Source organism: Paenibacillus sp. MT86 (assembly GCF_058792535.1).
In genome coordinates, this window is the sequence record NZ_CM179499.1 from 940,351 (window position 1) to 953,257 (window position 12,907).

The 12,907-nt window shown below is 54.4% G+C and carries 9 protein-coding genes and 1 pseudogene; all 10 read left to right on the forward strand.

Annotation, left to right across the window (positions count from 1 at the left end; genetic code table 11):
• Positions 1-166: 166 nt before the first annotated feature.
• Positions 167-700, forward strand: a complete 534-nt coding sequence (locus tag AC3RCL_RS04070; protein ID WP_492534613.1) for a GNAT family N-acetyltransferase — start codon at positions 167-169, stop codon at positions 698-700.
• 19 nt (positions 701-719) lie between these two features.
• The gene (locus AC3RCL_RS04075; RefSeq protein WP_492534614.1) at positions 720-1,478 is read left to right on the forward strand and encodes an energy-coupling factor transporter transmembrane component T family protein; all 759 of its coding nucleotides are present in this window, start codon (positions 720-722) and stop codon (positions 1,476-1,478) included.
• 125 nt (positions 1,479-1,603) lie between these two features.
• Positions 1,604-2,191 (forward strand): ECF transporter S component, encoded by a 588-nt coding sequence (locus tag AC3RCL_RS04080; protein ID WP_492534615.1) that lies wholly within the window; start codon positions 1,604-1,606, stop codon positions 2,189-2,191.
• Positions 2,192-2,195: 4 nt separating this feature from the next.
• Complete coding sequence (locus AC3RCL_RS04085) at positions 2,196-3,827, forward strand: ABC transporter ATP-binding protein (RefSeq protein WP_492534616.1); 1,632 nt, start codon at positions 2,196-2,198, stop codon at positions 3,825-3,827.
• A gap of 146 nt (positions 3,828-3,973) precedes the next feature.
• Positions 3,974-5,488, forward strand: a complete 1,515-nt coding sequence (locus AC3RCL_RS04090; protein ID WP_492534617.1) for an MDR family MFS transporter — start codon at positions 3,974-3,976, stop codon at positions 5,486-5,488.
• A 256-nt stretch (positions 5,489-5,744) separates the two neighbouring features.
• Positions 5,745-7,535 (forward strand): sensor histidine kinase, encoded by a 1,791-nt coding sequence (locus AC3RCL_RS04095; protein ID WP_492534618.1) that lies wholly within the window; start codon positions 5,745-5,747, stop codon positions 7,533-7,535.
• Entirely contained in the window at positions 7,516-9,153 is a 1,638-nt protein-coding gene (locus AC3RCL_RS04100; RefSeq protein ID WP_492534619.1) for a response regulator, read from the forward strand. Before AC3RCL_RS04095 ends, AC3RCL_RS04100 begins: the two co-directional genes overlap by 20 nt.
• A 97-nt stretch (positions 9,154-9,250) precedes the next feature.
• Positions 9,251-10,907, forward strand: a pseudogene (locus tag AC3RCL_RS04105) (type 2 periplasmic-binding domain-containing protein).
• Positions 10,908-11,079: 172 nt separating this feature from the next.
• On the forward strand, positions 11,080-11,970 hold the full coding sequence (locus AC3RCL_RS04110; protein ID WP_036664449.1) for an ABC transporter permease: 891 nt from the start codon (positions 11,080-11,082) through the stop codon (positions 11,968-11,970).
• A gap of 21 nt (positions 11,971-11,991) precedes the next feature.
• Complete coding sequence (locus tag AC3RCL_RS04115; protein WP_492534620.1) at positions 11,992-12,870, forward strand: carbohydrate ABC transporter permease; 879 nt, start codon at positions 11,992-11,994, stop codon at positions 12,868-12,870.
• The last annotated feature ends 37 nt before the right edge of the window (positions 12,871-12,907 follow it).

Genomic DNA, 12,907 nt, shown 5'->3' on the forward strand with positions numbered 1-12,907 from the left:
TATATACATCCAGCTCTAAGATGTTGATGGGGGACCAGGATACGGATTGATTTTCGCTATACTCTTTTATACACGCACATAGTATCACCGGAAACAGCCGATGCAAGTCAGTTTTTTTGCGAGAGGGTGGAATACCATATACAGATGCGAAGGAATCGTTCCGGGAATGAAGGGGCGGCGGATCCGGCTGCGAAGGATGGAGAGGGAGGATGCGGAAGCGATGCTGGGCTGTTGGTCCGATCCCGCCGTAGCCGCCTTTCTGGATATGCCCGTCATGGATTCAGCAGAGGAGGCAAAGGCACTGATTGAGTGGCTGCAACGGCTTGCCGAGCAGGACGAAGCCATTCGCTGGGGCATCGAGATCACCGAAACAGGCCGATTGATCGGCAGCTGCGGATTTAATATTTGGCAGCTGGAGGGCGCGTTCAAGGGCGAGTTTGGGTGTGAGCTGGCAAGCCGTTATTGGGGGAAGGGCTATATGACCGAGGCGGCCGAGCTGGTTGCGGCTTTCGGGTACGCGTCCATGGGACTAAACCGAATCGAGGCTTTCGTCGATTCAAGAAATGAGCGTGCATGCCGATGGTTCGCGAAGCACGGTTATATGCGCGAAGGAGTGCTTCGCGATTATCGCCATACGTCCGGCGGTTATGTCGATGCCGTCGTTTTTTCGCGATTGAGAAAAGATTGGAACACGCTATAAGAGAGGCAGTTGGTGGAATATGCTGATTCAATATGAGAAGGGCGGCACGCTTCTTCATCGATATGATCCTTTGAGCAAGCTGGTGATCTTGTTCTGTACAGCGGTAATCGCCATGCTGCTCGACCAAGCCTGGCAGCAGGCGTTGTTTCTCCTGTTATGCATCGGCCAAGCCCGATTCGCCGGCCGGGTGTCTTACAAGCGTCTGCTGGGAGGGATCCGGCTCATTGCAATCGTTGCGGTACCCTACTTCATTCTGACCAGCTTGACGGTCCAAGGGGACACCGTATGGCTGCAGTGGGGGCCCATCGCCCTGACGGTTGAGGCTCTGAACGCCGCGGGTGCCATGTCGCTCCGGATGTTTACGTTGTTTCTGACCTCGATGGCGTATATCTTGACGACGGATCCGAGAGAACTGGTTGCCGAGCTGACCAGACGTCTTCGAATCCCTTACCGGTTTGCGTTTGGCGTATCCGCTGCGCTGACCTTCATTCCGCTGTTGGAGGAGGAGGGTGCCCATATTCTGGCTGCCCAGCAGGTAAGGGGCCATCGACCGCCCAAGGGACTCGGAAGCCGCATCGGCTACGGATTGAAGTTTGTTTCGGCTGTCCTGCTTAATGCGCTGCGTCGTGTTCAGCAAACGGCGGGCGCAATGGAATCCAAAGGATTTGGCGCATATCCGGACCGAACCTATCGCACGGAGGTTAACATTCCTTCATGGGCGGTCGCATCGGCAGTTATGTATGTACTGGCAACGGTTTTCGTGTGGTGGATTGCCTGAATTGTTAACCTGAATCAACAAAAAATGGGTTGACGCTAAGAGCGGAAGTGTGCAAAATATGAAAAGAAGCGTTGACGAACGCTAGCACAGCCGCCGACGGCGGCTTGTATGAAGGAGGACTACCTTTGAATTCATCATCACAGAAAAAATGGTTTGCTTTTACGACGCAGGAGATTATCCTGATGGCGATGCTTGCTGCCGTTAATGCCGTTCTCACCGTATACATAGGGCCGGTTAACAAGCTGTTGAACAGTCTGGGCGGACCCATCGCCACTTCGACGACGACGGGAATCTACATGGTTTATGGACTCTTGGCTTACTACATCATTCGTAAACCGGGAACGGCGGTTGTCACGTTTGCGATCGGCGGCACGATTCAGGCTCTGACCGGTACGGTATACGGCATTGCTTCGTGTTTTGTGGCCGCAGGCTGCTACATGATCGTGGCGGAGACGATTTTCGCGATCTACCGATACAAAAAATGGAGCGTCGGCGCTCTCATGCTGGTTGGCGGGGCGATGGTACCGCTCTGGTTCCTGTTCGCGGCCAACATGTTCGGGTATACGTCCTGGCCGATCGAAGTGCTTGGCATTGCGCTGGCGGTGCGTATTCTGAGCGGCGTTCTCCTCTGCGGCCTGTTAACCAAGGTTTTGGGAGAGGCGTTAGTGAAGACGGGCCTGCTTCGCCGTTTCGCCGTCTCCGTTAAGGGATAGCCCGATGTCGGGAACAAGGGTGTCATGCCGGGGACTGGGATTCCTCTATGACGGAGAGGAACGTCCGGTTATCCACGATATGAATCTGGACATAGCGGAGAACGATTGGGTCGCGATTCTTGGTGCCAGCGGCAGCGGGAAGTCGACGCTGTGCCAGCTGTTATGCGGCCTTCTTCCGCGGAGCGGCGGAGGCGCAAGAACAGGGGAAGTGCTGCTGGACGGCATGGATCCTGCAGCGGCGCCGATAGCCGACGTAGCGGATGCGGTCGGGGTGCTGTTTCAGGATCCGGATGCCCAGCTCGTTCAGGGGATCGTAGAGGACGAAGCGGCCTTCGGTCCTGAAAATATGCGGGTTGCGCCTGCGGAAATCGAGCAGCGGGTGGTGCAGTCCCTTTCGGCGGTCGGGCTGCTTCACCGGCGGACCGATCCGGTGCGCAGCCTGTCCGGCGGACAGCGGCAGCGCACGGCCTTGGCCGCGGTGCTGGCGCTGCGCCCGCGGCTCTTCGTCTTCGACGACGCCTGCGCCAGCCTGGATGCCGCGGCGCAGGCGAACTTCCTGCAGCTGTGCCATAAGCTGCAGGCGGAGGGCCGGACGCTGATCACCGCGTCCGGCCGCTTTGACGATGTCGCGCGCGCCGCGGGGCGCGTCATCGTCTTGGACGGCGGCACCGTCGTGCAGGACGGGCCGCCGGAGGAGCTGCTGCACCGCTGCGGGGAGCAGCTGGTGCAGCTGGGCTTGCTGCCTCGGCCCGCAGGCGAGGCAGCGAGTGCCGCCGCCGGGGACAAGCCTGTCCCGGCAACAACTCCCCCGCATCCGGCAGCGCGCCATGCGGAATTGCCGGTCCCCGCAGGTTCCGCGCCTGCGGCGGTATCCCATGCGGGCAAGCCAGTTCCTGCAGATTCCGTACCTGCGGCGGAATCCCGTGCAGAAGGCGCCAGGCTGTCTGCCGTCTCCCCGCTGCTCCGGATCGATTCGCTGACGTTTGCGTATCCCGGCGGCCGGGAGGCGCTGCGCGACATCGATGCGAAGATTGATCCCGGCGACTGGGTGCTGCTGACGGGGGAGAACGGATCGGGCAAAACGACGCTCAGCCGCCTGATCATGGGCCTGCTGCCGGCTCCGGCAGGCAGCATACGCTGGCAAGGGGAAGATACGAAGGGAATGGCCGTCTACCGCAGGGCCGAGTCGATCGGCTACGTGTTCCAGCAGCCGGAATATATGTTTACGGCCCCGAATGTTTGGGAGGAGCTGATCTACAGCCTCCATGGCGGGATGTCCGTGAAGAAGCGTCCGGAACTGACGGCCGGCCAGCAGCAGCGGGCGAGGTTTCTATTAGGGATGGCGGGACTTACGGATCGTCTTCAAATGTCTCCTTATTTGCTTAGTCAGGGCGAGAAGCGTCTCTTAAGCATCATCAGCCAATTGATGCTGGAAAGACCGCTGTATATCCTGGACGAGCCGACCTCGGGAATGGACTATGCCGCCATCGATAAAGTAACCGAGCTGTGCCGTTATGTCATCGGGGAAGGCTCGGCCGTCCTGATGATCACGCACGATCCCGAACTCATGAAGCGGCATGCCACTTCCTTTATTCATCTGCGGAACGGGAAAATGTCTGTGCAACCTTCGCGGTAACCTTTATAATAGAAATGTTACATGATGTGAAAGCGCTCCTGGTATCGGGAGGCGCTTTTATGCTGTTGGCCCCGGTTTTGTCCTAATAGGATCGGCAGGGACAGGAGTCATGCCGGGGCCGTCTAGAGTAAAGGGGACGAAGGAACGTGGGTGTATTAAGACAAGACAAACGCAGTTATATCCTGGTCGGTATTCTGTTATCCACCTTTATGGCTGCGATCGAAGGAACGGTTGTCGGTCCGGCGGGTCCGGCCATTATCAGCAGCTTCGGCAGCGTAAGCCTGATGAGCTGGATTTTTACGGCCTATCTGCTGACGATGGCCGTTACGACGCCGATTTTCGGTAAAATAAGCGATTTATATGGACGCAAGCCCGTATTTTTATACGGCTCGCTGATCTTTCTCGTAGGCTCATTGCTGTGCGGGCTGTCGCAGAACATGACGCAGCTGATCATTTTCAGGGCAATCCAAGGGATCGGAGCCGGTGCGGTTATACCGGTGACCTTCACGATTGTCGGAGACATTTACAATCTGGAGGAACGAGGGAAGATTCAAGGGATGATCAGCTCCGTTTGGGGAATTTCATCGCTGATCGGACCGCTGCTTGGCGGGTATTTCGTGGATTACTTGTCCTGGCACTGGATCTTTGTTTTTAATGTTCCGTTCGGGCTGTTATCGATAGGGCTGATTTTCCGTTATTTCAAAGAGGAGCGCAACGCCCGCGAAGTATCGATCGATTACGGGGGGGCGGCCCTGTTTACCGTGGGAATGACCGCGCTGCTGTTTGCGCTCGCGGTCGGCGGCGGGGAGAGCTATTCCTGGAATTCTCCGTTCATGCTCGGTCTGATGATCGGTTCCGTGGTGCTGCTCGCTGCGTTCCTGGTGGTGGAGAGCAGGGTGAAGGAGCCGATGCTGCCGCTCCATCTGTTCAAGATCCGGGATATTACGGTATCGACGATAGCCAATATTCTGGTAAGTGCGCTTATCATCGGGTTGACCACGTATTTGCCGCTGTGGATTCAAGGCGTTCGTGGCGGCAACGCCACCTTGTCGGGACTGACGCTGGCCCCGATGTCGATCGGATGGCTGATCGGCTCGATCATCAGCGGTCGCCTGATCGTTAAATCCGGTTCCCGGAATACGGCGCTGATCGGCGTCGTGCTTCTAATCATCGGAGCGGTGGGATTGGCGTTCATGCATAAGGATACGGCGCTGGGCGTGCTGCTGGTCTTTACGTTCATTTATGGCGTCGGCTTCGGTTATATCTCCACCTTGTTTCAGATCATTGCGCAATCCTCGGTCGGCTATGAGGTTCGCGGAGCTTCCACGGCGCTGAACTCCTTCATCCGGACGTTCGGTCAGACCGTGGGCGTAGCGGTGTTCGGATTATGGGTCAATGCGGGAATCGCGGGCAGGCTTGCCGCTGAGCCGGATGCGGTCGGCATTACGAGCGACGACATTAACAAATTGCTCTCCCCGCATGGAATGGCCGAACTGCCGGAAGGGTCAGGCAGCCTGTTGAGCGGAATACTGGAGGGAAGCCTTAATTCCCTGTTCGTGGTGATGGCCGTGATGGCGGTGATCTGTATGTTGATCGTGGCCGCCTTCCGCAATGCGCCCCCTGAACCTGAGGCGGGAGAGGAACAACCGTCAAGCCATTGATCGATGGAAGCATGTAAGGCATATATTTCATAATAAAAATGTAACAGGACCCCGGTCTCTTTGAGGCCGTGATCCTGTTTTTTTGTTGGATGCGCTCTTTGTGGACTGCGCAAACGTCCATGTCGTAACAATCCCTTCGAAAGTGCCCGAAATCTTGCTTTTATGCCCTACACGGCACAGGGCGAACTCCGATATAATAAACATATTTCGCTATAAATGACTTCTCACACTACATAAACCAAGGGGCTGCCGATGTATGTCCAAATTTAATCTGTTCCGAAAAATCGTCCTGTTCATTTTTCTGATGTTGATTCCGATTGTCGGCCTCTATTTCTATTCGAACCAAACCACGACGAACGTGCTCAGCAAGGAGCTCAGCCAATCGAATACGAACCAGCTTGTTTTTTTTCAGAATCAGGTGAATACCAATATCGATATTTTGGCATCATGGCCGAATTTGCTCCTGCATGACCCGGACATCTCAAGCTTTCGGGATATATATTTGGAGGATAAGTATCTGAACCTGGACGCGATTAATCTGGTGAAGCAAATTCAGACGAAGCTGAGCATACAGGAGAGCTCTTCGAACTGGCGGAGCCATCTGGCCATTTATTCCCCATCCCTCGGGCGGGTGGTCACCGAAAGCGATGCCGGGTTTTATTCGCCCGAGGAGCTCGCGGAGGACGTGAAGCCGGGGTGGCAGGTCACTCCTTATTACGAGGGGAGCGACCGGCGTTTCCTGTTTGTCTGGTATTCGGTGGCACCGTATTCCACCCAGCATCATACGGGCAAGTCGAATACCGTGATCAAGGTTGAATTCGACAGCACCAACATCCAGGATATGCTGGACCGCTTTAAGAGCGACGGAAGGAGCGATCCGTTCTACTATAAACCGGATTCGGGCGTGATCTACAACCGTACCGCGGACCAGGAACTGATTAACCATATGATGGCGGAGCTGGATCGGGAGCCGCTCGAAGAAGTGGAGAACCGCGTGAAGGAAGTGGGCGGCAAAACCTATTCGGTCAGCATCGTATTATCGGAAACGACCGGATGGTATTTGATAGACTATATTCCGCTATCGGACATTATGAAGCCGATCCATACGTCGAACAGGCTCTTTTATATTTCGATCGCAGCATTGCTCCTGATGAGCTGCCTCGCCGCATATCTGCTGTACTCCCAGGTTCAGGTTCCGATCAAGCAGCTGGTTTATGTGTTCCGAAGGCTCCAAGCCGGGGATTACGGGGTGAGGATGAAGGTAGCGGGCCGTAACGAGTTCAGTTTTCTGGCCACGAGATTCAACTCGATGGTGGAGCAGATTCAGGAGCTGTTCGAGCATGTATACATGGAGAAGATCCATGTCAGGGAAGCGAAGCTGAAGCAGCTGCAGTCCCAGATCAATCCCCATTTCTTCTACAATTGCTTCTCGTTTATTACCAGCATGGCGAAGCTTCGGAAATACGAAGCCGTCGTGGCGATGTCGCACAGCTTGTCCCGGTATTTCCGATATACCACGCGTCAGGAACGGGAGCTGGTTCCCTTGTCGGACGAGGTGGAGTTCGTTACGCATTATCTGGAAATCCAGCAGATGCGGATGAGGCGTCTCCAATATCATCTTGATTTGACGGAGGAAGCGGAAGGCATGGAGATCCCGCCGCTGGTCATTCAGCCCTTGGTGGAGAATGCCGTGCTGCATGGCATTGAACCTCACTCGGGCGACGGTGAAATCAGGGTAACCTTCCGGATTGTGAACGGTCTGGCCTGCATTCAAGTGGATGATAACGGAATCGGAATGAACGGGGAGAAGCTGGCCGAGCTGGAGGCCCGGCTGAACAGGCCGATGGATCAGGAGATGGGCTGCGGCGTCTGGAATGTTCACCAGCGCATGCGGCTGCGTTATGGCGAAGAAGCCGGCCTGCGGTTTGCGGCATCTCCGCAAGGCGGCGTACGGGCTGTACTCTACTGGCCATTGCCGGAACGCTTGGGAAGAATCAATCAAAGTCAGGGCAGGGGGCAAAGAGTCGATGAATATCTTATTGGTTGATGACGAGAGTTATGTTACGGAAAGCTTATATCAGACGATACCGTGGCGTGAGCTGGATATTGAAGAAGTGTATCAGGCTTCTTCCGCCCTGGAGGCGATCGACCTGCTGGAGGAGCAGGACATCGATGTGGTGGTTACGGATGTTCGGATGCCGGTGATGACCGGCCTGGAGCTGATGGAGACCATAACCGAGCGTTGGACGCATATCCGCTGCATTTTACTTACGGGTTATTCGGATTTTGAATATGCCAAGCAGGCGATTCGGCTGCAGGCATCCGATTACATTTTGAAGCCGGTGGACGATGGTGAATTCATGCGGAGCGTGAGCTCTGCCTTGGCGTCGATCCAGGAGGAGCGAAAGGAGCTTGGGCACTACCATCAGCTGATGTACAGCCGCAAATCGGATCTCGGCATTCTGCGAAACAGCCTCATGCATGATCTCTTGCTGGGACGCGAGATGCCGCGTCATTCACTTGATCACAAGCTTCATGAATATGAAATTCCGCTCCGAACAGACCAGCGGACGATCATGCTGCTGATCCAGCTAGGGCAGAGGTTTACGGGAATGGACGACTATTCGGTGGGACTGATGGAATATGCCATCGGCAACATTGCCGAGGAGGTATTTGCCGAGCTGCTCCATGTGTGGTCCTGTAAAACGCCGCATCATGGTTTGATTCTATTGGCTCAGCCCAAGAGAGTGCCGAACGCTGGAGATATGGAAACATTCGCGGATTCCCTCGAATTGAAACGGTATATAACCCAGTTTCAACAGGATGTGGGCAGCTATTTAAAGGGAAGCATTTCGGTTTTCGTGTCAGACTCCTTTGATTTTCCGGGGGAACTGGGATCCGTTTATCGGTCGGGACTAAGCTCGCTTTACCTCTGGGGAAACGGAGATCATGAAGCTATCCGATTCGCCGAAGACCACGATGACCGGCTGCATGAGCCTGTATGGGACGTTACCCAGGCGTTTGCAAAGCCGCCCAGCCTGCTGCATATGCTGGAAACAAGGCAGTGGGATGCCGCCCGGGACAAAATAGAACAAGTTTTTGCAGAAGTTGAAACCGCATTCATCGGGCAGACGGCGTTGTATGAAATATTTTTATCGGTTGCGAATGCCTACATGTATCTTGCTCACAAGCAGGGGCATTACATTCATCAGCTGGACCAGGCCGGCTGGGACCCCTTATATATTCAGCAGGTGGTTCAGTCGGCTGCCAAGCTGCGCTCCTGGTCGCTTGATATGCTGAATAAACTTCATGATATCTCGTCCGAACAGGAGACAACGAGCAAGAGCCATATCATCAAGCAGGTCCAGGAGATGGTGACTGCCGATTCGGGTCACGACCTGTCCGTCAAGACGATTGCGGACCGGGTATTTCTGCATCCGGTATATTTATCCAAGATTTATAAGAGCGAAACCGGAGAGGGACTCGGCGATTATATCATCCGCAAGCGAATGGAGCGGGCGTTATATCTGCTGAAGCATACGAACAAGAAGATTTATGAAATTACCGCTGAGCTCGGATACCAGAATCCGCAGTATTTCAGCAAGATGTTCCGGAAGCACTACGGAATGACCCCGAACGAATACAGAGACCAAGGATGTTGCTAAAGGTGCAGAAATCTTCGATTCGTGACATAGGATGCGGCTGCCGGCCCCTCTATAATTAAACATGTAATCCATAAGGTGGTAGAAGGGGGATTTAACGATGACCGCTAGAAGAAAGAAATGGTTCCCGATCCTGGCCGCGTCCTTGCTCCTGGCCGGATCCTTGGCCGGATGCTCCGGCGGCGAGCCGAAACCGGAAGCGGCGCAGCAGCCGGCCGAATCCAAAACTGAAAACGTCTACAAAGAGAAATACGATCCGGAAGTTACGATTACGACGGTGTGGGGCGTCGATCCGACGCTTCAATTCAAGAATGGGGAAACGATCGAGAACAACGTGGCTACGAAGTGGGCCAAGGAGAAGTTTGGCATCAACATCAAATCGTTGTGGTCCATTACGGATACCAACGGCGCTTTTGCAACCAAGCTGCGGCTGGCCATGTCCTCCGGACAGGAAATGCCGGATATCGTCACGCTCGGCACCGAAAATCAGCAGCTGGCCCAGGATTTGATCGATTCCGGCATGTTTGCCGAGGTCGGCACGCTGTTTGACCAGTATGCATCGGAAACGTGGAAGAACGCGATGAATCTGGATCCCAACGTGTGGAATCAGTACAGCCGGGACGGTAAGCGAATGGGGCTTCCGGTTCTGGATTTTGCCTATAATCACGACTATGTATTATGGATCCGGCAGGATTGGCTGGACAAGCTGGGGATGAGCGCACCGAAAACGATGGATGAGCTTGAGCAGGTGATGGATGCTTTCAAGAATCAGAACCCGTCCGGTCTTGCTCCGGATAAAGTCACGCCGCTGAGCATCGGCTTCAAAACGTCCATGAGCACCTGGATGGGCGATCCGTCATGGATATTCGGCGCTTACGGAACGCTGCCGCAGCAGTGGAACGTGGCTGAGGACGGAAGCCTGGAATACGGCTCGGTCCATGCGGGCATGAAGCAAGGCTTGGTGAAGCTGAACGAGTGGATGAATAAAGGATACATTCCGAAGGAAGCCGCATTGTGGGATGAGAACAAAACGGCGGAGCCGGCTGTAGCCGGAACGGCCGGCATCATTCCGGGGCCTTACTGGATGAGCGGCTGGCCGCTGATCGATACCGTGAAGAATGCGCCGGAAGCCGTCTGGAAGCCTGTCCAGATTCCGGCTGGCCCTGACGGCATTGCGATGCGCCATGGAACGCAGTATACGAACGGCGTTACCCTGATCCATAAAGATATGGAGCATCCTGAGGCCTTCTTCACGTATCAAAACTACTTGTTCGATAACTTTGCCTGGGCTGTTCGAGGGCTACGACTTCGAGCTCGATGCCAATGGCGAAATGGTGCCCAACGATCAGATCCAAGGCGGTTACGTGAATGTCGTCCGTTACTTGCTGGTCCGCGACGGTGCCCGCATTCCGGACGAGCAGATGAAAGCGCTGCTGAAGCTGGCGAAAGGCGGGAAGCCGGAGAGCCGCCTCGAAAAGGACGTTGCGGTCAACTATGGCAAGGATACCCCTGCCGCTGCGGAAGTGCTGCTCTCCCAAGAGGAGATCTCCAAGAAGAACATGTTTACGGGACCGGTAACCGCCACCATGAAATCGAAGTGGGATTATCTCCTGAAGATCGAGAACCAAACCCTCAACGAGATCATTTACGGCAAACAGCCCGTTGAATCGTTTGATACGTTTGTGGAAACGTGGAAAGCCGGAGGCGGGGAACAGATCACCAAAGAGGTTAACGAATGGTATCAGAGCGTGAAGTAGTTGTGGTTACCGAGTAATGAAGGGCGGCCTGCCTAGGCCGTCTTTTTTGTTCCATGAGAGACGCTGCAAATTGATTGCTATCGTGCCATGAATATTGGTTTTGTGGGCTACTGCGCCCCGTGGGACGGGTCCTATAATCAAGAGGTAGATTGATTTAACGGGAGGATCTTGGATGAAGAGGATGAAAAAAACGTGGCCTTTCCACGTCATGCTGCTGCCGGCCCTTATCTGTCTGTTCTTGTTCAGTTATTTGCCGATGGGCGGCATCATTATGGCTTTTCAGGACTATAAGCCGTGGGAGGGCGTTGGCGGCTCCGCATGGGTGGGCTTGGACAATTTCCGATACTTGTTTGAAAGGCAGGACAGCATGCAGGTCATATGGAACACCTTTGTCATCGCGGTGATGAAAATCGTGTTCAATCTGCTGATTCCGTTCGTGTTTGCCATTCTGCTGAATGAAATCCGAAAAACGGCGCTTCAGCGGAGCATCCAAACGATGGTGTATTTGCCCCACTTTTTGTCTTGGGTCATCCTGGGCGGAATTTTGATCGAAATGCTCGCTGTCGACGGCTTTGTTAATCGAATTCTGGCCGCTGTCGGCATCGATCCGATCTTTTTTCTCGGAGACAATAACTGGTTCCGGTTCACGGTGATCGTATCCGACGTTTGGAAGGAGTTTGGCTACAATACGATTGTATTCCTGGCTGCGCTGGCCGGCGTTAGCCCGACCCTGTACGAAGCCGCGGAAATCGATGGAGCGGGACGCCTGAAACAAACGCTTCATATCACGATCCCTTCCATGATTCCCATCACGATCGTTGTCGGGACCTTGGCGCTCGGCAACATCCTGAATGCCGGGTTTGACCAAATCTTCAACCTGTACAATCCGCTGGTATACGAGAAAGGCGATATCATCGATACCTTTGTATACCGAACAGCGATCCTGAATGGCGAGATGGGGTTCGGAACGGCTATCGGCTTGTTCAAATCCGTGATCAGCATGGTCCTTATTCTCGTATCCTATCGGCTGGCCTACAAGTGGGCGGGCTACCGTATATTCTAGCAGAGCGAAAGAGGGAGAGCCATGTACCATAAAACGATGGAATACCGCATATTTAACGTGTTTAATACCTGCTTGCTTGTCGCGCTGGCCATTCTCTGCATCATTCCGCTGCTTCATGTGCTGGCGATTTCGTTCAGCTCCAAAGCCGCTGCCGACGCCAGTCTGGTGGGATTATGGCCGGTCGATTTTTCGCTGGAAGCTTACAAGAAAACGATCAATAACCCGGCATTTCTACACTCGATCTGGATCTCGATTGCACGTACCGTACTGGGAACGGCTTTGACGCTTGCCGTGACGTTTCTGGCCGCATATCCGCTGTCCAAAGAGAACCGCGTCTTCCGCAGCCGCAGTGTTTATTCCTGGCTGTTTGTGTTCAGCATGGTGTTCAATGGAGGCCTGGTGCCGTTCTATATCGTGATTCAGAAGCTGGGCCTGATCAACTCCTTCTGGGTGCTGGTGATCCCCGGCACCGTGAACACCTTTTTGGTGATCCTGATGCTGAACTTCTTCAGGGGAATTCCGAAAGAACTGGAGGAAGCGGCTTTCATCGATGGAGCCGGCCATTTCAAAATGCTGTTTAAGATTTATTTGCCGATCTCGCTGCCATCGATTGCCACGATTGCGCTGTTCAGCATGGTGTTCCACTGGAACTCATGGTTTGACGGGCTGCTGTATCTGAACAATGCCAAGGATTTCCCGCTGGCGACCTTTCTGCAGACGGTCATTATCCAGCGGGACATGAGCTCGATGAGCATGAGCCCGAAGGAGATGGAGCTGTTGTCCCAGACGACGGTGAATGCCGCACAGATCTTTATCGGCGCGGCGCCCATCCTGCTGGTTTATCCTTTTTTGCAGCGTTTTTTCGTTAAAGGGATGACGCTGGGCTCTGTCAAAGAATAAGAGATGCGATCCTATCAGGAAACAGGAGGTTTAACTT